Origin of the sequence: Methylobacterium soli, from assembly GCF_008806385.1 — a bacterium.
GTDB lineage: Bacteria > Pseudomonadota > Alphaproteobacteria > Rhizobiales > Beijerinckiaceae > Methylobacterium > Methylobacterium soli.
On the sequence record NZ_VZZK01000002.1, the window covers coordinates 137067 to 158793 of the forward strand.

21 protein-coding genes are annotated in these 21727 nt (G+C 71.6%); 11 read left to right on the top strand and 10 right to left on the bottom strand.

Going from position 1 to position 21727, the window contains the following annotated elements:
• Nucleotides 1-59 precede the first annotated feature (59 nt).
• A complete protein-coding gene (locus F6X53_RS02750) occupies nucleotides 60-1109 on the bottom strand; it encodes a threonine aldolase family protein (protein WP_150996983.1) in 1050 nt (349 codons plus the stop codon).
• An 82-nt stretch (nucleotides 1110-1191) separates the two neighbouring features.
• Nucleotides 1192-1422 carry a hypothetical protein gene (locus tag F6X53_RS02755; RefSeq protein WP_150996985.1) on the bottom strand — a complete coding sequence of 77 codons (231 nt, stop codon included), beginning with the start codon at nucleotides 1420-1422 and terminating at the stop codon, nucleotides 1192-1194.
• Nucleotides 1423-1594: 172 nt separating this feature from the next.
• Here F6X53_RS02755 and F6X53_RS02760 point away from each other — a divergent pair, with 172 nt between their 5' ends.
• The 7 genes from F6X53_RS02760 (at nucleotide 1595) to F6X53_RS02790 (ending at nucleotide 9132) form a co-directional block, all read left to right on the top strand.
• Nucleotides 1595-4333: a TIGR02302 family protein gene (locus tag F6X53_RS02760; RefSeq protein ID WP_150996987.1), complete on the top strand. Its 2739-nt coding sequence runs from the start codon at nucleotides 1595-1597 to the stop codon at nucleotides 4331-4333.
• A gap of 84 nt (nucleotides 4334-4417) precedes the next feature.
• The gene (locus tag F6X53_RS02765; RefSeq protein ID WP_150961999.1) at nucleotides 4418-4603 is read left to right on the top strand and encodes a twin transmembrane helix small protein; all 186 of its coding nucleotides are present in this window, start codon (nucleotides 4418-4420) and stop codon (nucleotides 4601-4603) included.
• 155 nt (nucleotides 4604-4758) lie between these two features.
• Nucleotides 4759-5376, top strand: coding sequence for an acyloxyacyl hydrolase (locus F6X53_RS02770; protein ID WP_150996989.1), 618 nt, complete (start codon nucleotides 4759-4761; stop codon nucleotides 5374-5376).
• 22 nt (nucleotides 5377-5398) lie between these two features.
• Complete coding sequence (locus F6X53_RS02775; protein WP_150996992.1) at nucleotides 5399-5971, top strand: cob(I)yrinic acid a,c-diamide adenosyltransferase; 573 nt, start codon at nucleotides 5399-5401, stop codon at nucleotides 5969-5971.
• Nucleotides 5972-6219: 248 nt separating this feature from the next.
• Nucleotides 6220-6969: an electron transfer flavoprotein subunit beta/FixA family protein gene (locus F6X53_RS02780; RefSeq protein ID WP_150996994.1), complete on the top strand. Its 750-nt coding sequence runs from the start codon at nucleotides 6220-6222 to the stop codon at nucleotides 6967-6969.
• A gap of 107 nt (nucleotides 6970-7076) precedes the next feature.
• Nucleotides 7077-8024 (top strand): electron transfer flavoprotein subunit alpha/FixB family protein, encoded by a 948-nt coding sequence (locus tag F6X53_RS02785; protein WP_150996996.1) that lies wholly within the window; start codon nucleotides 7077-7079, stop codon nucleotides 8022-8024.
• Between the two features lie 226 nt (nucleotides 8025-8250).
• Nucleotides 8251-9132, top strand: coding sequence for a 3-hydroxybutyryl-CoA dehydrogenase (locus tag F6X53_RS02790; protein WP_150996998.1), 882 nt, complete (start codon nucleotides 8251-8253; stop codon nucleotides 9130-9132).
• Between the two features lie 85 nt (nucleotides 9133-9217).
• Here F6X53_RS02790 and F6X53_RS02795 read toward each other — a convergent pair whose 3' ends face one another.
• The 5 genes from F6X53_RS02795 to F6X53_RS02815 all read right to left on the bottom strand — a co-directional run bounded on the left by F6X53_RS02795 (nucleotide 9218) and on the right by F6X53_RS02815 (nucleotide 12853).
• A complete protein-coding gene (locus tag F6X53_RS02795; protein WP_150997000.1) occupies nucleotides 9218-9526 on the bottom strand; it encodes a hypothetical protein in 309 nt (102 codons plus the stop codon).
• A gap of 133 nt (nucleotides 9527-9659) precedes the next feature.
• Nucleotides 9660-10676: an NAD(P)H-quinone oxidoreductase gene (locus F6X53_RS02800; RefSeq protein WP_150997003.1), complete on the bottom strand. Its 1017-nt coding sequence runs from the start codon at nucleotides 10674-10676 to the stop codon at nucleotides 9660-9662.
• A gap of 106 nt (nucleotides 10677-10782) precedes the next feature.
• Entirely contained in the window at nucleotides 10783-11424 is a 642-nt protein-coding gene (gene upp / locus F6X53_RS02805) for a uracil phosphoribosyltransferase (RefSeq protein WP_150997005.1), read from the bottom strand.
• Between the two features lie 202 nt (nucleotides 11425-11626).
• On the bottom strand, nucleotides 11627-12097 hold the full coding sequence (locus F6X53_RS02810; protein ID WP_150997007.1) for a DUF2852 domain-containing protein: 471 nt from the start codon (nucleotides 12095-12097) through the stop codon (nucleotides 11627-11629).
• Nucleotides 12098-12226: 129 nt separating this feature from the next.
• Entirely contained in the window at nucleotides 12227-12853 is a 627-nt protein-coding gene (locus F6X53_RS02815) for a TetR/AcrR family transcriptional regulator (RefSeq protein WP_150997009.1), read from the bottom strand.
• Nucleotides 12854-13126: 273 nt separating this feature from the next.
• Here F6X53_RS02815 and F6X53_RS02820 point away from each other — a divergent pair, with 273 nt between their 5' ends.
• Entirely contained in the window at nucleotides 13127-13420 is a 294-nt protein-coding gene (locus tag F6X53_RS02820) for a hypothetical protein (protein WP_150997011.1), read from the top strand.
• A gap of 8 nt (nucleotides 13421-13428) precedes the next feature.
• On the opposite strand, the gene F6X53_RS02825 is transcribed toward F6X53_RS02820, so the two are convergent.
• Nucleotides 13429-14649: a phosphopentomutase gene (locus F6X53_RS02825; protein WP_150997013.1), complete on the bottom strand. Its 1221-nt coding sequence runs from the start codon at nucleotides 14647-14649 to the stop codon at nucleotides 13429-13431.
• A 4-nt stretch (nucleotides 14650-14653) separates the two neighbouring features.
• Nucleotides 14654-16282 carry an ABC transporter ATP-binding protein gene (locus F6X53_RS02830; RefSeq protein ID WP_150997015.1) on the bottom strand — a complete coding sequence of 543 codons (1629 nt, stop codon included), beginning with the start codon at nucleotides 16280-16282 and terminating at the stop codon, nucleotides 14654-14656.
• A 146-nt stretch (nucleotides 16283-16428) separates the two neighbouring features.
• Between F6X53_RS02830 and F6X53_RS02835 the strand changes: the two genes are divergently transcribed.
• From F6X53_RS02835 to F6X53_RS02845, 3 genes are all read left to right on the top strand, one after another.
• Nucleotides 16429-17463 carry a lytic transglycosylase domain-containing protein gene (locus F6X53_RS02835; protein WP_191970666.1) on the top strand — a complete coding sequence of 345 codons (1035 nt, stop codon included), beginning with the start codon at nucleotides 16429-16431 and terminating at the stop codon, nucleotides 17461-17463.
• Between the two features lie 88 nt (nucleotides 17464-17551).
• Nucleotides 17552-18457, top strand: a complete 906-nt coding sequence (locus tag F6X53_RS02840; RefSeq protein ID WP_150997019.1) for an alpha/beta hydrolase — start codon at nucleotides 17552-17554, stop codon at nucleotides 18455-18457.
• Nucleotides 18458-18597: 140 nt separating this feature from the next.
• Nucleotides 18598-19917, top strand: coding sequence for an O-antigen ligase family protein (locus tag F6X53_RS02845; RefSeq protein ID WP_150997021.1), 1320 nt, complete (start codon nucleotides 18598-18600; stop codon nucleotides 19915-19917).
• Between the two features lie 15 nt (nucleotides 19918-19932).
• On the opposite strand, the gene F6X53_RS02850 is transcribed toward F6X53_RS02845, so the two are convergent.
• Nucleotides 19933-21717, bottom strand: a complete 1785-nt coding sequence (locus tag F6X53_RS02850) for a pyrroloquinoline quinone-dependent dehydrogenase (RefSeq protein WP_150997023.1) — start codon at nucleotides 21715-21717, stop codon at nucleotides 19933-19935.
• Nucleotides 21718-21727: the final 10 nt, after the last annotated feature.

Consider the following 21727-nt stretch of genomic DNA (forward strand, 5'->3'; position numbering starts at 1 on the left):
CTCGGGCTTGTCGTGGGTGCCGAGGCGCTCGACCAGAGCTCGACGGCCCGCCCCGGCCCTCAGGCGGCGCGATCGCGGGCGACCGCCCTCAGGTCGCGGATGAGGGCCTCCACCCGGGCCGGGTCGGCATCCCAGGCGAACATGAACCGGGCGCCGCCGCCGATGAAGGTGTAGAAGCGCCAGCCCCGCCGCCGCAAGGCCTCCATCCGGTCGGGCGGCATGCGCAGGAACACCCCGTTCGCCTGGACCGGGAACATCAGCTCCACCTCGGGCAGGTCCGTGATCGCCGCCGCGAAGCCGCGCGCGCACGCATTCGCGTGCCGGGCATGGCTGAGCCAGGCCCCGGATTCCAGCATGCCGACCCAGGGCGCCGCCAGGAAACGCATCTTCGAGGCGAGCTGCCCGGCCTGCTTGCAGCGATAGCCGAAATCCTCCGCCAGGGCGGCATTGAAGAACAAGACCGCCTCGCCCGCATGCATGCCGTTCTTGGTGCCGCCGAAGCAGAGCACGTCGATCCCGGCCTGCCAGGTCATCTCGGCCGGGCTGCAGCCGAGGCTCGCGCAGGCATTGGCGAAGCGCGCGCCATCCATGTGCAGGCTCAGGCCGAGTTCCCGGCAGACGCTCGAGATCGCCCGCAACTCGGCGAGGTCGTAGACCTGCCCGGTCTCGGTCGGCTGGGTGAGCGTCACCACGCGGGGCTTCGGGAAGTGGATGTCGGTGCGGTTCGTCGCGGTGGCGCGGATCGCCTCCGGGGTCAGCTTGCCGCTCGCCGTGCGCACGCTGAGGAGCTTGGAGCCGTTGGAGAAGAATTCCGGCGCGCCGCACTCGTCCGTCTCCACATGCGCCGAGTCCGCGCAGATGACGCTGTGGTAGGATTGGCAGAGGGAAGCGAGCGCCAGGGCGTTGGCGGCGGTGCCGTTGAAGGCGAAGAACACCTGGCAGGGCGTCTCGAACAGGGCCCGGAAGGCGTCCGCGGCGCGGTTCGTCCAGGCATCCTCCCCGTAGGCCGGGGCGTGGCCGCGATTGGCCGCCTCCATCGCGGCCCAGGCCTCCGGGCAGATCCCGGAATAATTGTCGCTCGCGAATTGCTGCGCGTCGTCGCTCGTCATCCGTTCAGGCCCCTCGACTGCCTTGTGCGGCGCCCGGCGAGACTACAGGCCTCCGCCGCGCCGTCGAGATCAGCCCGGCCCGTCAGACCGCGACCGCGCTGTCCTCGTCCATCTCCAGCGTCCAGGCGACGTGGCCGTCGGGATCCACGAGCCAGGCGAGGTTCGTGCCCGCGCTGAGCAGGCTCTGCGAGCGCGTCAGCGCCACCGCGATGGCGTCGCGCAGGCTCGGCGCCTCGATCGGGTCGTCGCAGACGGGCGGCCGGACGATCCCGCTATTCTCCCGCCAGGCGACGCGGAGGTGGTAGGTCGGCATGGCCCTGGCTCGGCTCGCGTAGATCCCGCGGCGGCTTGGTTGCCGGCGCAACATGTCCGGTAGCGCCTTCAAGCGATTTTGAACAGCCATGGTGCTTCCGGCGCGGCCGGCCCCTGAGCGCATTTGACCCGCTGGCCCGCCTTGAGCACCATGCTAGCCTAAGGAACCGTGCATGCCGGGCGCCGTTCGGCGAGCGGGGTCTTCTGCGGTGAACGGGGACGGGGACGGGACCACGACGCGCGTGAGCAAGGATCCTCCGAGAACGGTCGAGACGGCCGTGCAGGCGCGGCTCGACCGGCTCGTGGCGCAGGCCCGCGCCGCCGGCCTGTGGGAACGGGCCTGGCCCGTGCTCTGGCGCGGCATCGGGGTGATGCTGGCCTTCCTGGCGGCCTCCTGGCTCGGGTTCTGGCTGGATCTTTCGCCCGCCTGGCGCATGGTCGGCCTCGGCCTCTTCGCCCTCGCCCTCGCGGCCGCGCTGGTGCCGCTCCTGGCAATGTCCCGGCTCGGCCGGCGCGAGGCCCTGGCCCGGATCGACCGGGACGCCGCCGCCCGCGCGGGGTCCGCCCGCACGGGGGAAGCGGCCGGCACGCCGCTGCACAACCCGGCCTCCGCCATCGAGGACACCCTCGCGCTCGGCGCGCAGGATCCGGCGACGCGGGTGCTCTGGGCCCTGCATCAGCGCCGCGCCGCGGCGGCAATCGCCAAGCTCCGGGTCGGCCCGCCCCGGCCGATGATGCCGCGCCACGATCCCTACGCCCTGCGGGCCGCCCTGGTGGTGTGCGCGGTGGCGAGCCTGTTCGTGGCGGGGCCCGAGTGGCGCGCGCGCATCGGCAGCGCCTTCGACTGGCACGAGCCCACGGCGCCGGGCCCGAATTTCCGCGTCGACGGCTGGATCGACCCGCCGCTCTACACCCGGCTGCCGCCGCTCATCGTGACCATGAGCGGCGCCGAGCAGCGCCTGCGCGCGCCGGTCAATTCGCAGCTCGTGGTGCGGATCGCGGGAGAGGGTGAGGCGAGGCTGACGCCCAATCCCGGCCTGAAGCCCCTCCCCGGCAAGCCCGCGCGCCCGGACCTGCGCGAGGACCGCTTCCAGGTCACCGGTCCCCTGGCCGAGCTCGCCATCGCGACGGGCGCGCAGACCCAGCGGCTCGTGATCGAATCGATTCCCGACAACCCGCCCGAGGTCCGGAGCGTCGGCGGCCCCGAGGTGAACGGGCGCGGCACCTTCAACCTCACCTACCGGGCCAAGGACGATTACGGCATCGCCTCGGCCGAGGGGGTGGTCGAGCCCCTCCGGCCCGGGCGCGCGCTGGTGGCGCCGCCGCGCATCGCGCTGGCCCTGCCGGCCGATGCCAGCGGCGAGGCCGACACCAAGACCCTCGTGGACCTCACCGACAATCCCTGGTCCGGCGCGCGGGTGCGCTTCACCATCGTGGTGAAGGACGAGGCCGGGCAGGAGGGCCGAACCGCGACGGCCGAGATGACCCTGCCGGCGCGCCCCTTCAAGGATCCTCTCGCCCGCTCCCTCGCGGAGGAGCGGCGCCGCCTCGTCACGAGCCCCGACGAGGGCCGGGTCCGGGTGCAGGGCGCCCTCGACGCGCTGCTGATCGCCCCGAACCTGTTCACCCCGCAGCCGAGCGTGTTCCTCGGGCTGAAGACCGCGAGCCGGCGCCTGCGCCGGGCCGAGACCGACGAGAACCTGACCGAGGTGGCCGACCTTCTCTGGGAGATGGCCCTCAAGATCGAGGATGGCGACCTCTCGGATGCCGAGAAGCAGCTCCGCCAGGCCCAGGACCGGCTCAAGGAGGCGATCGAGCGCAACGCGCCCGACGACGAGATCCAGCGCCTGACCCAGGACCTGAAGCAGGCCCTCGACAAGTTCATGAAGGAGATGGCCGAGAAGCAGCGCAAGGAGCCGCGCGACCCCTCGCAGAAGAGCCAGAACCAGCCATCGGGCAAGAGCGTCACCCCGGACGACCTCGACAAGATGCTGAAGGACATGGCCGAGGCGATGAAGCGCGGCGACACCGCCGAGGCGCAGCGCCTGATGGAGCAGCTGCGCAACATCCTGGAGAACCTGCAGACCGCCGAGCAGGGCGGCAAGTCGGACCCCACCGCGCGCGAGATGCAGAAGCAGATGAAGGATCTCGACCAGATGGCCCGCGAGCAGCAGGACCTGCGGGACGAGACCTTCCGGGACGGCCAGGAGAAGCGCGGCTCCGAGCAGGGCCAGCGCGGGCAGCGGCCGCAGCCGCGCGGCCAGCCGCCTCAGGGCCAGCGTCAGCAAGGCCAGCAAGGGCAGCAGGGCGGCCAGCCCCAGGGGCAGGAACCCGGGCAGCCAAGTCAGCAAGGTCAGCAGGGTCAGCGCGGCCAGGGTCAGCGCGGCCAGCAGGGCGAGGGCGGCGTCGGCGAGCGCCAGCAGGCGCTGCGCCAGCGCCTGGAGGATCTCCAGCGCCGCATGAAGGAGAACGGCATGCAGGGGGAGGAAGGCCTCTCCGATGCCGAGGACGCCATGCGGCAGGCCGAGAACGCCCTCCGCCAGGGCAAGGACGGCGAGGCCGTCGACGCGCAGGGGCGCGCCCTCGACGGGCTGAAGCGCGGCGCCGAGGGCATGGCCCAGCAGATGCAGGACATGGCCGAGGCCAAGGGCGAGGGCCAGGGCCAAGGCGAGCAGGAGGGCGGCCAGCAGCCGGGCCCGCAGGGCCAGGCCGGCGCGCGCGACGACGACCCCCTCGGCCGGCCGACCCGCGGCCGCGACATGTCGGACGGGCGGGTGCGGGTGCCGACCGCCGACGAATCCGCGGTGCAGCGCGCCCGCCGGATCATGGAGGAACTGCGCCGCAAGCTCGGCGACCCGACCCGCCCGCGCGAGGAACTCGATTACTTCGAGCGCCTGCTGCGTCGGAATTGATCGGCCGCCCCTGCCGGGGGCGGGTCCGAAGGCCTATGTTGCGGATCCCGATCCGCGACGCGCGACCCCGAGATTGCTCCAACGATGTCCGCCAACACCCTCGTCCTCCTCGCCTGCCTCGCGGTGGCGCTCGTGCTGCTGCTCGGCCTCGCCAACATGATGCGCGGCGGCAGCGCCAATCTCTCCCAGCGCCTGATGCGCCTGCGCGTCCTCCTGCAATTCGTCGCCATCGTGATCATCATGGGCGTCGTCTGGTGGCGCTCCGCCTGAGCGGCCAACGCCCGCCGCCCTGGTGTGGCGAGGAGGCCGCACCGTTGCTCTATCGTGACCCGGGCCGGATGAATTCGCCCAGTCGGCGCGGCCGGCGCCTGCCGGGCATCCGGCCGGCGTGATACGCACATCCGGTTCAACCGGATTCGTCCTGCATGATGTCCAAGCTCATCCGCATCCTGACCGGCGCCGCCGTCCTCACGGCCGCCCACGGTGTCGAGGCCGCCGATCTCGGCTACGCCCCGCCACGGGCCGCCTACGCGCCGCCGGCCCAGCCGATGAGCATCGTCTCCGAGGTCCGCATCGGCGGCTCGGTGCAGGACCCCGGCAGCGCCGAGCGCAACACCCAGAACATCAACGGCGAGATCCTGTTCGCCAAGCCGCTCGTCAGCCTCGATCCGTTCTGGCAGGCCTTCGTGCCGCGCCCGACCGCCGGCGGCAGCTATAATTTCGGCGGCAAGACGAGCTACGGCTATCTCGGCGGTACCTGGACGGTGGACCTGTTCCCGCAGACCCTGCGCAACATCGTCTTCGTCGAGGGCTTCTTCGGCGTCGGCTTCCACGACGGCGCCACCGGCATCAAGGCGATCACGCCGCCGGGCTTCAACGCGCTCGGCTGCAACCCGCTGTTCCGCGAGGCGGCGGCCCTGGGCTTCCGCCTGACCGAGCATTGGAGCATCATGGCCACCGTCGAGCACATGTCGAACGCGGGCCTCTGCGCCAACAACCGCGGCCTGACGAATTTCGGCGGCAAGCTCGGCTACACGTTCTAATAGAGAAACGGTCCGGTCGCCCTTGGTCACGCTCAACCGCATCTACACACGCACGGGTGACAAGGGCACCACAGCGCTCGCCAACGGCGAGCGCCGCTCGAAGGCCGATCTGCGGATCGAGACCTACGGCACCGTCGACGAGACCAATGCCTGCATCGGCCTCGCGCGCCTTCACGCGGAGCCGCGCCTCGACGCGATGCTGGCGGCGATCCAGAACGACCTGTTCGACCTCGGCGCCGACCTCGCCACGCCCCCGAGCGAGACGCCGCCGGCCTACGAGCCCCTGCGGATCGTGCCCCAGCAGGTGAAGCGCCTCGAATTCGACATCGACACCCTCAACGCCGACCTCGCGCCGCTGAAATCCTTCGTGCTCCCGGGCGGCTCGCCGGCCTCGGCGGCGCTCCACCTCGCCCGCACGGTCTGCCGCCGGGCCGAGCGCCTGGCGGTGCAACTCACGATGGTGGAGGGCGAGATCATCTCCGCCGAATCCCTGCAATACCTGAACCGCCTGTCCGACTTCCTCTTCGTTGCCAGCCGTACCGCGAACGCGAACGGGGCCGACGACGTGCTGTGGGTGCCGGGCAAGAACCGCTGAGCTCACCGCGCGGGGGCGCCGCCTAAGACGCCCGCCGCCGTACCGCCTCCTTAAAAACATTGCCGCAGCCCTGTTCGCTCCAATCCGGGGGCTTGCCTCCGCCTGCGCGTTGACAAGGCGGAAATGTGGCCGTTACGGTCCGCCGCCCTGCGCGAACGGGGCCTGATCCCTTGCGATCGCCCGCGAAGCTGCGCCGCCAGACGCGTCGGCTCGCGTGACTGTTTCCGTGTCGAAGGATTGTGACCGCCATGAAGGTACTGGTGCCCGTCAAGCGGGTCGTCGACTACAACGTCAAGATCCGGGTCCGGCCGGACGGCTCGGGCGTGGAGCTGTCGAACGTCAAGATGTCGATGAATCCCTTCGACGAGATCGCCGTCGAGGAGGCGATCCGTCTCAAGGAGCAGGGCAAGGTCACGGAGATCGTCGCGGTCTCGATCGGCCCGCAGCAAGCCCAGGAGACCCTGCGCACGGCGCTCGCCATGGGCGCCGACCGGGCGATCCTGATCAAGACCGACGTGAATTGCGAGCCGCTGGCGGTCGCCAAGCTCCTGAAGGCCGTGGTCGAGAAGGAGGCGCCTCAGCTCGTCATCCTCGGCAAGCAGGCGATCGATGACGATTCGAACCAGACCGGCCAGATGCTGGCCGCGCTGCTCGGCTGGCCGCAGGGCACCTTCGCCTTCCGGATCGCCTTCGGGGACGGCAGCCTCGACGTGACGCGTGAGGTCGATGGCGGCCTGCAGACGGTGAGCCTCACGCTGCCCGCCATCGTGACGACGGATCTGCGCCTCAACGAGCCGCGCTACGCCTCGCTCCCGAACATCATGAAGGCGAAGAAGAAGCCCCTCGATGAGCTCGCCCCCGACGCCCTCGGGGTCGACGTGACCCCGCGCCTGACGGTGCTCAAGACCGTCGAGCCCGCGGGCCGCAAGGCCGGCGTCAAGGTCGCGTCCGCGGCGGATCTCGTGGAGAAGCTGAAGGTCGAGGCGGGCGTCCTCTAGAGGATCAAGCCCGCACCCTGGAGGGGGATGCCCGCCCTCCAGCCCGTTCCATTCCGGCCCGCCGGCCGCCGCACGGCGCCGCGGGCCCATTCTTCGAGGACGAAGTCATGGCCACCCTCCTGTTTCTCGAGCACGAGAACGGCACGATCCGCGATGCGAGCCTCAAGGCCCTGACCGCGGCCCAGGCGATCGGCGGCCCGATCCACGCCCTGGTGCTGGGCTCGGGCTCGAAGGCCGCGGCCGAGGCCGCCGCCAAGCTCGAAGGGCTCGAGAAGGTCCTGAATTCCGAGGACGCGGTCTACGACCACGCGCTGGCCGAGCCGACCGCCGCCCTGATCGCGACGATCGCCGAGCCCTACGACACCATCCTGGCGGCGGCCTCGACCACCGGCAAGAACGTGCTGCCGCGGGTCGCCGCGCTCCTCGACGTGGCGCAGATCTCCGACATCATCACGGTGGTCTCGCCCGACACCTTCGAGCGCCCGATCTATGCCGGCAACGCGATTCAGACCGTGCAGGCCGGCTCCGGCAAGAAGGTGATCACGGTGCGCACGGCCGCCTTCAAGGCGGCGGGCGAAGGCGGCAGCGCCGGCGTCGAGGCCGTCTCGGCAGCGGCCCCCGAGGCGGGCGGCTCGACCTTCAAGGGCGAGGAGATCGCCAAGTCCGACCGTCCGGAGCTGGCGGCCGCGCGCATCATCGTCTCGGGTGGGCGCTCGCTCGGCTCGGCCGAGAAGTTCAAGGAACTGATCGAGCCGCTGGCCGACAGCCTCGGGGCCGCGGTCGGCGCCTCGCGCGCGGCGGTGGATGCGGGCTACGCGCCGAACGACTGGCAGGTGGGCCAGACCGGCAAGGTCGTGGCGCCCGATCTCTACGTCGCGGTCGGCATCTCGGGGGCGATCCAGCACCTGGCCGGCATGAAGGATTCCAAGGTCATCGTGGCGATCAACAAGGACGAGGACGCGCCGATCTTCCAGGTGGCCGATTACGGCCTGGTCGGCGACCTGTTCCAGATCGTGCCGGAGCTGCAGGCCGAGATCACCAAGGCCAAGGGCTGATCAGAACAGCCCCGGTCGGAATGGTCGGCGCGCGGGCGAGATCCGAGCGCCGGCCGGACTATCGCGCATTCCCGCGCCGCAATGGGCTCCACCCCCGCGCGGGAATGTTCTAAAGACTTGAAGCGACGCGCCCGCGGCGAACCTCGATCGCCCCCGCGTCGGCTGGATGTTTGAGCAGGATTTCTGGGGCGGCCGTCCGGCCGCGCGTCGGGGGCGTGTTGACGACATGGGCATCGAAATCAAGCGGGTCGGGATCATCGGTGCGGGTCAGATGGGCAGCGGCATCGCCCAAGTCTGCGCGGTGGCGGGCCTCGATGTCCTGCTGAACGACCGCGAGGGGACGCGGGTCGAGTCGGGCCTCGCCACCATCGACGGCAACCTCGCGCGCCAGGTCGCCAAGGGGCATCTCGACGAGGCTCTGCGCCGCAGAGCCCGCGAGCGCATCGCGCCGGCCGCGAGCTTCCAGGATCTCGCCGCCTGCGACCTCGTCATCGAGGCCGCCACCGAGGACGAGGCCACCAAGCGCCAGATTTTCTCCAGCCTGTGCCCGTCGCTCGGCCCCGACACGATCGTGGCGACGAACACCTCGTCGATCTCGATCACCCGGCTCGCCGCATCGACCGACCGGCCGGAGCGCTTCATCGGCATCCACTTCATGAACCCGGTGCCGGTGATGCAGCTCGTGGAGCTGATCCGCGGCATCGCCACCGAGGACCCGACCTACGAATCGGCCAAGGCCTTCATCGCCAAGCTCGGCAAGACCTCGACGATGTCGGAGGATTTTCCGGCCTTCATCGTCAACCGCATCCTGCTGCCGATGATCAACGAGGCGATCTACACCCTCTATGAGGGGGTCGGCTCGGTGGAATCCATCGATACGGCGATGCGGCTCGGCGCGAACCACCCGATGGGCCCGCTGCAGCTCGCCGACTTCATCGGCCTCGACACCTGCCTGTCGGTGATGCAGGTCCTCTACGAGGGCTTGGCGGATTCGAAGTACCGCCCCTGCCCGCTTCTGGTGAAATATGTCGAGGCGGGCTGGCTCGGCCGCAAGACCAAGCGCGGCTTCTACGATTACCGCGGCGAGCACCCGGTGCCCACCCGCTGAGACGCGAAAGCCGCCCCGCCCGGAAGGGCGACGCGGCGGGAATTGAGGGTGCGGCCGGATCGTTCAGACCCGGGCAGATCCCCGATTATGGCTTGGGCTGGTTGCCGTTCGCGCTCGGCTGGGCCGGCTGCGGATAGGCAGGGTTCGCGGCCGGGACGTTGCCGGAATTCGACGAGGACGGCGCGTTGGACTGGCCGCTCACCGAGCCGGTGACTTCCTTGCGGGAGGCGTCCTGGCTCTGGCTCGCGTAATCCTTCGGGGAATTGGCGCCGTTCCACGTCAGCAGACCCACCGTCGCGATCGCGAGAAGCACCAGACTCGCGATCAGCACGTACAGGACGGGCTTGCCCCGGGAGCCCTGACGCGCGTTCTGCTCGGGAAGTCGTTCCACCATTTGCAACCTCGCCTGTCCGCCCCCGCGGGGCGATCCGTCGTTCAAACCGAAACCGTGTGACGGCCGGAAACGCGGCGTTGCGGTTGCAAGTTCCTCGCGCCGATGTGATCGGCGGGAGGCGGGAGCGGGCGCCTCAGCGCCCGGTCACCAGCATGATCTTGCCGAGATGGGCGCTCGATTCCATCAAGGCATGGGCCTCGCCGGCCTTCTCCAGCGGGAAGGTCGCGTGGATCACCGGCTTGATCGTGCCGGCCTCGAGCTCCGGCCAGATGTCGCGGCGCAGGCCCTCGGCGATCGCGGCCTTGTCGGCCTTGGGCCGGGGCCGCAGCGTGGCGCCCGTGAAGGTGAGGCGCTTGAGCATGATCGGCGTGATGTTGAGCCCCTCGGCCTTGTAGCCGCCCATCAGGGCGATCAGCACGAGGCGTCCCTCGATCGCCAGCGAGGCGAGGTTCTTCTGAAGGTAGCTCGCCCCGATCATGTCGAGGATCACGTCGACGCCCTTGCCGTCGGTGAGGCGCTTCACCTCCTCGGCGAAATCCGCCTCGCGGTAATTGATGGCCGCATCCGCGCCGAGCTCCTCGCAGAAGCGGCATTTCTCGGCCGAGCCCGCGGTGGTGAAGACATGGGCGCCGAGCTGCTTGGCGATCTGGATCGCCGTGGTGCCGATGCCGCTCGACCCGCCATGGACGAGGAAGATCTCGCCGGGCTTCAGGCGCCCCCGCATGATCACGTTCGCGTAGACCGTGAAGAAGGTCTCGGGCAGGCCGCCGGCCTCGACGAGCGACAGGGGCCCGGGCTTCGGCAGGCATTGGGCGGCCTCCGCCACCGCGAATTCGGCGTAGCCGCCGCTGATCGTCAGGGCGCAGACCTCCTGACCCGGCGACAGCCCCTGCACGCCCTCCCCGAGGGCGACGACGCGGCCCGCGACCTCGAGGCCCGGGATCTCGGTGGCGCCCTTCGGGGGCGGGTAATGGCCGAGGCGCTGCATCACGTCCGGCCGGTTGACCCCCGCCGCCACGACCTCGATCAGCACCTGGCCGGGACCGGGCTGGGGCAGCGGCGCCGTGTCGAGCGTCAGAACCTCGGGCCCGCCCGCGCCGTCGAAGCGGATCTGGCGCATGGTGTCGGGCAGGGACGGCGTGGCTGGCATGCGGGCTCTCCTCAGGTGCCCCCCTAGTTGCGGTCCGGGCGCGCCTTGGCAAGGGCGAAGGCACTCTCGGGCGCATTCGGCCCGGCGGGGCCTGGGGATGCGGCCCTCAGCGCGTGCCGTACATCCGGTCGCCCGCATCGCCCAGGCCCGGCACGATGTAGCTGTGATCGTTGAGGTGGCTGTCGATGGCCGCGGTCCAGATCGGCACGTCCGGATGGAGCGCTTGCAGCCGGGCGATCCCCTCGGGCGCCGCGAGCAGGCAGACGAAGCGCAGATCCTGCGCGCCGCGCTCCTTCAGGCGCTGGAGGGCGGCCACCGCGGAATTGGCTGTCGCGAGCATGGGGTCGAGCACCAGCACGGTGCGGTCGGCGAGGTCGGACGGGGCCTTGAAGTAGTACTCGACTGCCTCGAGCGTCTCGGGATCGCGGTAGAGGCCCACATGCGCCACCCGCGCCGAGGGCAGCAGCGACAGCATCCCGTCGAGGAAGCCGACGCCGGCGCGCAGGATCGGCGCCAGGACGAGCTTCTTGCCCTGGATCTGCCGTCCCTCCATCACCTGGAGCGGCGTCTCGATGGTGACGGGTTCGAGGGGCAGGTCGCGGGTGACCTCGTAGGCGAGCAGCATGCCGATCTCGTTGAGCAGGCGGCGGAAGCCTTGCGTCGAGCGGTTCCGGTCGCGCATCAGGCTCAGCTTGTGCTGCACCAGGGGGTGGTCCACCACCGTCACGGACGCCGTCTGACCCTGCATCGCCGATCCTCCCACGCGGAAGCCCCGGGACCGGGGCCGGTCGGGACCGGGGCCGGTCCCCGCGAAGGCATGCACGAAAGCGGCCGCGTCGGCCACCGGCAAGGCGCGGATTCCTGGGCTCCGGATCGACACGCGAAAAAGGCTCCCCGCGCGGTGCGGAGAGCCCTGGTGATTGAGCGTTGCCCGGCGGCGCCGGCGCGGATCAGACGTTCGTCGCGCCGTCGTTGCCCGGCGCCCGGCGCTTGGCCATGAAGGCGTCGAACTGCTCGCGGTCCTTGGCCCGCTTCAGCTCCTCGACGAACTCGGCGAAGGCCCGGCTCTCCTCCTGGAGGGCGCGGCGCTGCGCGTCGAGCCGGTCGAGCTCCGCGTTGCGGTACTCGTCGAAGGCCCAGTTGCCCGTCTTCGGGCCGGCATTGGCCGCCTCGAAGGCGCGGGCGAAGCGGGAGGCCGGGCGGGTGCCCGAATTCCACGAGGACACGCCGCGGCGGGCGAGGTCGCGCATCTCGCCGAGGGCCGGGTAGCCGGCGATCTTCCAGGCCACGTAGGCGACGGCGAGCGGCCACCAATAGATGAAGCTCACCACGATGGCGCCGATCTCGAGGGAGCGGCGGGGAAAGGGGCCGCTGCGGCAGGCTTTGCCGCTGGCCCAGGGGGAGGTCGAGGAAAAGCTCACGGTTCACGGCTCCAATGTTAATGTGAACCACATTCACATGCGGGTGCGCCTCGGCGGTTTCAAGGGCTGGGCGCCGGAGATTTCCCGAAGCGTCGGGCGTCAGTCTCAGGCAGGCGCCCGTGGCGGTCCTCAGCCGGATCTCGCCGCGCCGGCCCCGTGCACCAGCGCGAGCACGCCGGCGCGCAGCAATTCGTACTTGTCCGGCACGCCCTGGCTCCGCGGCAGCTGGCCGGCGGCCGAGAGGGTGGCGAGGCCGTGGGAGAGCGCCCAGACCTCGAGGGCGATGAAGCGCGGGTCGACGCCCCCGAAGCCGTCCGGGAAGGTCGATTGCAGGGCCTCGACCAGCAGGTCGAACGGGCTCGGGCGCTCGGCGGCCTGCGGCCCGAGATGGCCGCCGCGGGTCTCGAAGATCGCCGCGTAATAGCCGGGCTCCTCCTCCGCGAAGGCGAGATAGGCCTCGCCCATGCGGGTGAAGCGCTCCAGCGGGGTGCCGCGCGAGGTCAGCGCCCGGGCGAGGCGCTCGGCGAGGTCGGTGAAGCCGCGGCCCGCCACCTCCTCGAGCAGGGCCTCGCGCCCGCGGAAATGCCGATAGAGCGCGGCCGGGGTGACGCCGACGAGGCGGGCCGCATCCACCAGGGTGAAGCCGCCGACGCCGCGCTCGGCGATGAACCGGCGCGCCGCCTCGATCAGGGCCTCCTTGAGGTTGCCGTGGTGGTAGCTGCGCCGGTCACCCGGTCCTTCGCGCCAGGGTCGCAAGGGGTCCTCCTCGCACGCGGCCCCGTCGCGAGGGGGCCGTGGGCGTTTCGTTTCAGGCTCGTGTCTTCCCCTAACACGCGGATGCGGTTTTTCGACACCGTCGGCGCGCCGGAGAGCGGTTGCTGCACAGGTGCGGCTTGACAGGCACGGATCACCGCAATGAAACACTGTTACAGCCTGGAGCCCGAACCCATGCCGCGACCCGATCGCGATCGACCCGCCGGCCGGCCCTGCCGCGGGGCCAGCCCGACGATGCCGGGGGCCTGAACCGCCATGCCGATCTTGGGCATCAAGGCGTGGCGGGCGCGCTCGGCGGCGCAGGCCGCCGCCTGCGCGCGCCTGAAGGCGGATCTCGTCGCCGGCCTCGCGCTCGGGCCCGAGGACGCGCTCCACGTCAACGCCATGGCCTGCCCCGATCCGGGCTGCCCCGACACCGAGACGATCGTGCTCGTGATGCGGGCGGGCCGGCCCACCCGGGCGCTGCGCCTGCGCAAGCCGCCCGAGGCGGCGACCGAGGCCGACATCCGGGCGCTGGCCGCCGAGGAGGCGGAACCGCCCCCGCCCTGAGCCCGGCCCTAGCCCCAGGCGCGCCCCGCCCCCGGGGCCGGCAAGCCGAGATGCCGGGCGATTTCGGCGCCGATATCGGCGAAGCTCGCGCGCAGGCCGACGTCGCGGGGAATGATGCCGGGCCCGAAGCCGAGGATCGGGACCTGCTCGCGGGTGTGCTCGGTTCCGTGCCAGGTCGGGTCGTTGCCGTGGTCGGCGGTGACGAGGCAGAGATCCCCCGGCCCCAGCACCGCGTCGATCCCGGGGAGGCGCGCATCGAAGGCCTCGAGCTCGGCCGCGTAGCCCGGCACGTCGCGGCGATGGCCGTACTCGGTGTCGAAATCCACGAGGTTGAGGAAGACGAAGCCGCCCTCCGGCAGGGCCCGGAACGCCGCCAGGGCGGCATCGAGGCAGGCGGCGTTGCCGCCGGGCTTGATCTCGCGGCCGGTGGCGCGGTGGGCGAAGATGTCGCCGATCTTGCCGACGCTGACCACGCTCCGTCCGGCCTCCGCCAGCGCGTCGAGCAGGGTGGCGCCGGGCGGCGCGACGGCGAGATCCTTGCGGTTCGGCGTGCGCCGGAACCCCGCCTCCGGCGTGCCCGCGAAGGGCCGGGCGATGACGCGCCCGATCCGGTAGGGGTCGCAGAGTTCGCGCGCGAGGGCGCAAAGTTCGTAGAGGCGCTGCAGGCCGAACGTCTCCTCGTGGGCGGCGATCTGGAAGACGCTGTCGGCGGAGGTGTAGCAGATCGGCTTGCCGGTCCGGACATGCTCGGGCCCGAGCGCGTCGATGATGGCGGTGCCCGAGGCATGCGCGTCCCCGAGGATGCCCGGGAGCCCACCGCGCGCGATCAGCGCCTCGGTCAGCGCCGCCGGGAAGGCCGGATGCGCGTCGGGGAAATGCCCCCAATCCTCCGTGACGGGCAGGCCCGCGATCTCCCAATGGCCGGAGGGCGTATCCTTGCCGGCCGCCGTCTCGACCGCGTGTCCGTAGAGGCCCCGCACGGGCGCCACCGGCTCCAGGCCCGGCGGGACGCGGCCCGTGGCCCCTCGCGCCGCGAGGCCGAGCCCGAGGGCGCTCAGGTGCGGCAGGGCCAGGGGGCCCCGGCGCAGCCCGTCCCGGTCGCCCCGGCCGGCGGCGCAGGCCTCCGCGATATGCCCGACCGTGTCGGCCCCGGCATCGCCGTAGCGGTCGGCATCCGGCGCGCCGCCGATGCCGACGGAATCGAGCACGATCAGGAGGGCGCGGGGCATCGGCTCAGACGGTCTCGGTATCCGCCACGGTCGCGCTCTCCATCGCGAAGGCGGCGGAGAACAGGGTGCGGGTGTACTCGGTCCTGGGCCTGGCGAAGATCTCGTCGGCCGGACCTTCCTCGACCACGCGGCCGTGCTGCATCACCAGCACGTAATTGGCCAGCGCCCGCACCACCTTCAGGTCGTGGCTGATGAACAGGTAGGCGAGCTTTCGCTCCCGCTGCAGGTCCCGCAACAGGGTGACGATCTGCGATTGCACGGAGCGGTCAAGGGCCGAGGTCGGCTCGTCGAGGACGACGAAGCGGGGCTTCAGCACCATCGCGCGCGCGATGGCGATGCGCTGGCGCTGGCCGCCGGAGAATTCGTGCGGGTAGCGGTCCATCGCGGCGGGATCGAGCCCGACATCGGTGAGCGCCTGCGCCACCACCGCCCGACGCTCGGCGCCCGTGCGGATCTCGCCCTGCACCACCAGCCCCTCGGCCACGATGTCGGCCACCGACATCCGGGGCGAGAGGGAGCCGTAGGGATCCTGGAAGACCACCTGCATGTCCCGCCGCAGGGGCCGCATCGCGCCGACGCCGAGCTCGTCGATCGGCTTGCCCAGGAAGACGATGGGGCCTTCCGAGCCCGTCAGCCGCAGGAGCGCGAGCCCGAGCGTCGTCTTGCCGGAGCCCGATTCGCCGACGACCCCCACGGTCTCGCCCTCGCGCACGAGGAGTTGCACCCCGTCCACCGCCTTGATGTGGCCTGTGGTGCGCCGGAGGAGGCCCTCCCGGATCGGGAACCAGACCTTGAGCGGCCCGGCCTCGATCAGGAAGGGCGCCTGCGGCGGCACCGGGTTCGCCCGACCCTTCGGCTCGGAGGCGATCAGGCGCTGGGTATAGGCGTGCTGGGGCCTCGAGAAGACCTCCGCGACAGGCCCCGCCTCCACGATCGCGCCCTGCAGCATCACGCAGACGCGGCTGGCGATCCGCTGCACGATGCCGAGATCGTGGGTGATGAACAGCATCGCCATGCCGAGGCGCTTCTGCAGGTCGGCAAGCAGCGACAGGATCTGCGCCTGAACGGTGACGTCGAGGGCGGTGGTCGGCTCGTCGGCGACCAGGAGGTCCGGCTCGCAGGCCAGCGCCATCGCGATCATCACGCGCTGGCGCTGCCCGCCCGACAATTCATGCGGGTAGGCGCCCATGCGCCGCTCCGCGTCGCGCAGGCCGACGAGTTCGAGCAGTTCGAGGATGCGGGCGCGGGCCTTTCGGCCCGTGAGGCCGCGATGCAGGGCCAGGACCTCGCCGATCTGCCGCTGGATCGAGTGCAGCGGGTTGAGGGAGGTCATCGGCTCCTGGAACACCATCGTGATGTCGGCGCCGCGCACGTCGCGCATGGCGCGCTCGGGCAGCGCCAGCAAGTCCCGACCCTTGAAGACGATGCGCCCGCCCGGATGATGCGCGGCGCCGTCGAGGAGGCGCAGGATCGAGAGCGCCGTCACCGACTTGCCGGAACCCGATTCGCCCACGAGCGCCAGGGTCTCGCCCGGCGCGATCGTGAAGCTGACCCGGTCGACCGCCCGCGTCTCCCCCTCCCGCGTACGGAAGGCGACCGAGAGGTCTTCGACGGACAGGAGCGGTTCGGTCATGGGGATCGGGGCTGCCTCGGGAGCGGGGCTCTGGCGGGGTCCGGCGGTTATAGCGCGGCGGCGGCGCCAGGGCGAACCGCGACGCCGTGCGGGCGGCGCGGCGGATTGAACCTGAGCCGGTTCACGCTAGAACCGGCGCGGTGAACATGCCCTCGCTCCGGATGCCGGCCGCCCTGCTCGGCGCCCTCCTGCTCGCCGCTCCCGCCGCCGCCGCGCCCTCGGAGGGCGCGACCGAGACCGTGGAGCAAGCCCTCTGCCGCCTGATCGAGGGGTCCGCCAAGGCGCGGGGCCTGCCCGTGCCGTTCCTGACGCGGCTGATCTGGCGCGAGAGCAGCTTCCGGGTCGGCGTCGTCAGCCCGGTGGGGGCGCAAGGGGTGGCGCAGTTCATGCCCGGCACCGCGCGGGAGCGCGGCCTCCTCGATCCCTTCGACCCCGAACAGGCGATCCCGCATGCGGCCCACCTGCTGGCGGATCTGAGGCGCCAGTTCGGCAATCTCGGCCTCGCGGCGGCGGCCTATAACGGCGGCCCGGGCCGGGTCACGAACTGGCTCGCGGGCTCGGGCGGGCTGCCCGCCGAGACCCGCTCCTACGTCTACGCCATCACGGGCCAGCCCGCGGAGGATTGGCGCGGTGCCGGCAGCGCCGTCGAGATGGGACCGCCCGAGGGTCAGGATTCCGCCAGGAACAAGGATCCCGCCAAGAACAAGGATTCCGCCAGGGACAAAGAATCCGCTCAAGGCAAGGGTTCGGGCAGCGGCGAAGAATCCGGAAAGGACGCGGAGGCGCATTCGGACAAGGCCAGGGCAGAGAAGCGGGCCGTTGCCGAGACGCGCGCCGAGGCGCCGCAGACCTGCCTCCAGGTCACCGCGGCGCTCCGCATCCCCTCGCGGGGGGACCGCTTCGCGCCCGGGCTCAACGAGGGGCCGGCGGCGCCCTGGGGGATCCAGCTTGCCGGGAACTTCTCGAAATCGCTCGCGCTGCAGAGTTTCTCGCGGGCGCGCTCGGCCTACGCGCAGGTGATCGGCGAGGTGCGGCCGATGATCATCGGCACGCGCCTGCGCAACCGCGGCACCCGGGCCTTCTACCGCATCCGCATCCCGGCCCAGAGCCGGCAGGCGGCCGACGGCCTCTGCGGCCGGATCCGCCAGGTCGGGGGCGCCTGCATCGTCCTGAGGACGTGAGCGCGGCGCCGCCATCGTCCGAAATCCTACCTTGGTCATGAATCCGCCCGAACCGGCATGCGATCAGGGGGGGCCAGCCGAGAGATTCATGATCAGAGCCTTCACCGCCATCGTCAGCCTTGCCTGCCTCGCCCTCGCGGCGCTCGGCATCAGCGCCTGCTCGCCGCTGGCGCTGTTCGACGCCATCGGCCCGCGCGACAGCGGCGGCCGCCAGGCCCTGAAGAACCAGCCCTTCGGCAACCACCCCCGCCAGAGCCTCGACGTGTTCGTGCCGGTGGCCGGGGCGACGAACGCGCCGGTCCTGGTGTTCTTCTACGGCGGCTCGTGGAAGAGCGGCACCAAGGAGGATTACGCCTTCGTCGGGCAGGCCTTGGCCGCCCAGGGCTTCGTCACCGTGCTGCCGGATTACCGCCTCTATCCGGAGGTGCGCTTCCCCGGATTCCTGGAGGACGGGGCGGCCGCCATCGCCTGGGTGCGCGACAACATCGCGGCCTATGGCGGCGACCCGCGCCGGATCGTCCTCGCCGGCCACTCGGCGGGCGCCTACAACGCCGTGATGCTCGGGCTCGATCCGCGCTACCTGCGGGCGGCGGGCGTCGACCCGAAGGTGGTGCGGGCGGTGGCGGGGCTCTCCGGCCCCTACGACTTCCTGCCCTTCGACAAGGGCACCGCCGCCCAGGTGTTCGGCGAGGCGCCGGACCCGGCCGCGACCCAGCCGATCAGCTTCGCGGGGCCGCACTCGCCGCCCGCCTTCCTGGCCACGGGCGACGGCGACACGGTCGTGCGCCCGCGCAACACCCAGAGCCTCGCGGCCAAGCTGCGCGCCGCCCACGTGCCGGTGCAGGAGCGGGTCTATCCGGGCCTCGACCATGCCGACACCCTGCTGGCGCTCTCCGTGACCTTCCGCTCGAAGGCGCCCGAGCTCGCCGAGATGGCGGCCTTCCTGCAAGGCCAGACGGCGCCCCGCCCGCTGACGGCGGCGCGCGTCCGCTGAGGCGCCCGGTGCCGTCAACCTTACGGGGCGATAGCTGGGCATGACGGCGCAGCCGGCGCCCCGGCCCCGGGGTTTCCGGGCTAGGATGGATCTTCGAGCCTCTCCCGACGCTCGTCCCACGCGATGAGGCCGCGCCGCCCGTGTCTTCGGCAGCTGAGATCGACGCCCTCGAGCCGGCTGCCGGCGCGCGCCCCGCCCGCGATCTCCCGGATTGGCAGCGGGTCGCCCTGAACGGCACCACGCTGGTCGTGCTCTGGAACCACCTCTGGTTCAGCGATCTCAGCGACCGCACCCTGCTGGCGGCCGCCGAGGACGGCAGCCTGGTGACGCAGCTCCTGTTCCTCGGTCTCGGCCTCGCCATGGCGGGAGCCCTCTGGCGCCTCGGCCTCGAGCGGCTCCGGCCCCTGGCGAGTTGGCCGCTCCTCGCCCTGGCGACCTGGCTGGCGATCACGATCTTCACCTCGGTCGAGCCGCTGCTGTCGGTCCGCCGGGCGATCCTGCTCGTCATCGCCGCCATGCTGTCGGCCGGGATCCTGGTGGTGGCCCGCTCCGCCCGGCAATTCGCCCTGACCCTGGCGGCCGCCGCCCTGGTGATCCTGATCCCGTCCTTCCTGGGGGTCGCCCTGGTGCCGCATCTCGCGGTGCACTCGCCCTTCGACGTCCAGGCCGATCCGAGCCATGCCGGGCTCTGGCGCGGCATCTTCCCGTTCAAGAACGAGGCGGGCGCCGTGATGGTGATCCTCATCTTCGTCGGGTTCTACGTCGCGGCCAGCGCGAGCCGCCTCTACGGCTGGCTGCTCGTGCTCCTCGCCGCGGCCTTCCTGATCGGCACCAATTCCAAGACCGCGCTGGCGACGCTGCCGGTGGTCTTCGCGGTGACGACGCTCTGCCGCGTCTTCCGGGGCGGTTTCCTGCGCACGCTCCTGCTGCTCGGCCCGGTCGCGGGCTTCGCCCTGGTCTCGATCGGCTCGGTCTTCCTCCCGCCGGTGAAGGACCTCCTCGACGTGGTGCTGAGCGACGCCTCGTTCACCGGCCGCAGCGAGATCTGGGAATTCGCCGTGGAGAACATCCTGCTGCGGCCGCTCCAGGGCTGGGGCTACGGCGCCTTCTGGATGACCGAGCGCACCATGTACGCGACCGGCGACATCCAGACCTGGGTGAACACGGCCCGCCACGGCCACAACGCCTATATCGACGCGGCCCTGATGCTCGGGATGCCGGGGCTCGCGCTCGTCCTTCTCGCCTACCTGATCGCGCCCGTGCGCGACCTGCAGCGGATCACCGCCGGACAGGGCATCGACCCGGCCACGATGCTGTTCCTGCGCCTGTGGTTCTTCGCGGTGATCTCGGCCTCGTTCGAATCGGTGCTCCTGAACGGCAACAACGCCACCTGCTGCATGATGATGATGGCGGTGTTCGGCCTGCGCCTGCGCGCCTCGCACCGGATGATCGCGGGCTGACGGCGCCCTCCCGCCTCAATCCGGCAGCGCGAACACCACCAGCGCGTCGCCCGTGCCGAAGCCGGAGCCCTTGGTGAAGGAGGCGCCGCCCGCCGCCACCGCCACGTATTGGCGCCCGTCCACGGCGAAGCTCACGGGCGGGCCGCCGATGCCGGCGCCGCACTGGAAGCGCCACAGGATCTCGCCCGTCCGCGCGTCGTGGGCGTCGAGATGCCCGTCCTCCTCGCCGGAGAAAACGAGGCCGCCGGCGGTCGCGAGGGTGCCGCCGGAGAGCCGGCTCCCGGCCTTCTGCGACCACGCGATCGCGCCCCCCTGAGCGAGGTCGACGGCCGTGAGGGTGCTGAAGGACGGCTCGCCCCGCGCCTCGCTGGTCTCGGTGTAGCGGATCTCCGGGCGCCCCGGCGCGGCCGGCACGGTCTTCACCGTGTAGGTCGCCGCCCCGTGGCGGATCTGCGCGTAGGCGAGCCCCGTCGCCGCGTCGTAGGCGACCGGGTGCCAGGAGATCGCCCCGAGGGGCCCGGGGCTGACGATCGTGCCCTCGGGCGTGGGCGGTGCGTAGAGGTTCTTGTGCCGGATCAGCGGCTCGGAACGGGCCAGGAGCTTGCCGGTGGCCCGGTCGTGGACGTAGAGCCAGCCGGTCTTGGAGCCTTGCGCCACCGCCTTCACGGGCCCCTGCGGCGTCGGGTAGTCGAGCAGGAAGGGCGGGCTCGCCACGTCGTAGCCCCACTCGTCGTGGGGCACCTGCTGGAAGTGCCAGCGCAACGCCCCGGACTTCACGTCGAGGGCCACGAGGCTCATCGTGTAGAGGTTGTCGCCCGGCCGGGTCAGGCCGAAATTCTGCGGCGCCGGATTGCCGGTGCCGAGGAAGATCAGGCCGAGATCGGGGTCGAAGGCCGGCGTCATCCAGAGGGAGCCGCCGCCCACCCGCCAGGCCTCGCGGTTCTGCGGCGCGGCGGCCCGCTCGGCCGCGATGTCGCGGTGGAGCGGCTCGCCGTCCGCGGTCGTCGCGACGAAGCCGCCCTCCCAGCCATCCGCCTTGGTGACGTACCAGCGCCAGCGCTCGGCGCCGGTCTTCGCGTCGTAGGCCGCGAGCCAGCCGCGCCGGCCGTAGCCGCCCTCGATCCCCACCACCGAGCCGCCGTCGAGGCCGCCCTTGTCGTCCTCGACATGGAGCCCGTAGCCGGCGCCGGCCACGCCCACGATCACGAGCCCGTCGGCGACGAGGGGCGGCATCTTGAAGCCGAGGCGGCTCGATCCCTGAATCGGCTTGTCGCCGAGTTGCGCCGCCAGCGCCGAGGCCGTCTCGGTCTCGCCCTCCTCGGGGCGCACCGCCTCGTGGTCCCACACGACCTTGCCGGTCCGCGCGTCGAGGGCGATGACGCGCCCGTCCATGGTGGCCTCGTAGACGAGGCCGCCCGAGACCGCGACGCCCCGGTTCGAGGGCGGCCCGAAGATCTTCTCGGTGCGGGCCTTGTGGGTGTAGGTCCAGAGCACCCGGCCCGACTTCGCCTCGAGCGCCGCCACGTGGTTGCCGGTGGTGGAGACGTACATCACCCCGTCCACCACCACGGGCTCGGCCTGGAAATAGCCGGTCACGCCGGTCTGGAAGATCCAGGCCGGGCGCAGGCGCCCGACATTGCCCCGGTCGATCGCCGCCAGCGGCGCGTAGTGCCGGTTGTCGTGGCCGCCCCCGAACATCGGCCAATCCGCGGCCCCCTCCTGGGCGCGGGCGGCCGGCGCGAGGAGCACCAGGGCGGCGGCGAGGGCGGCGGCGCGCGGGCGGAAAGCGAGGCGGCTCATGCGGGGTCGG